We start from the raw sequence: 755 nt of genomic DNA on the forward strand, positions 1-755 counted from the left end.
CAATTACTTCAAGCGGGTCAGAATGTTGCAGCTACCTCCCGCGATTTAAAGGCATTGGTAGATGCCGTCGGTGTTACCGCACCAAACTTTCTACCGCTGCAAGTAGAACTGAGTAATGAAGACAATGTTGGTTGCGCCATCCATCAGACAAATGTAGCCTTTAGTAGTATTGATGTTGTAATAAATAATGCAGGCTATGGTATTGGAGGAAGTATCGAAGAATTAAGTGATCGTGAAACCCGAAATAGCTTTGAAATAAATGTCTTTGGAACGTTGAACGTTATCCGAATGGTAATGCCTTACATGCGCATTCAAAAGTCGGGACATATTATTAATATATCTTCGATAGCAGGTATAACGGGCACAAGCGGCTGGTCAGTTTACGCAGCTACAAAATTTTCGGTGGTTGGATTGTCCGAGGTTCTTGCACAGGACGTTGCTGAATTCGGAGTTAAAGTAACAGTGGTGGCGCCTGGTGCATTTCGTACTAATTTCCTAAATGAAGATTCAATCAATATCGCGCAACATACTATTCCGGAATACACTGAAGTACATAACGCGCAKAAGATGATGCTGCAAAAAGCTGGAAAGCAAATTGGGGACCCTGAAAAGGCAGCAGAAGCCATCATTGAGATAGCTCATTTAGAAAACCCTCCGCTTTACCTGTTGCTTGGCGAAGATGCCTACAATCGTGCCATGACTAAATTGGAAAAGCTGAAAAAGGATTATTTACTCAACGAAGAGCTATCGAAAGC

General features: G+C 42.4%; 1 protein-coding gene. It reads left to right on the top strand.

Annotated elements, in window-relative coordinates; translation table 11 throughout:
• A partial coding sequence (locus tag AC1DG9_RS27505) for an SDR family NAD(P)-dependent oxidoreductase (RefSeq protein ID WP_477635754.1) occupies nt 1-755 on the top strand: 755 nt, incomplete at both ends.

The organism is Pedobacter sp. 05L430, assembly GCF_056397585.1.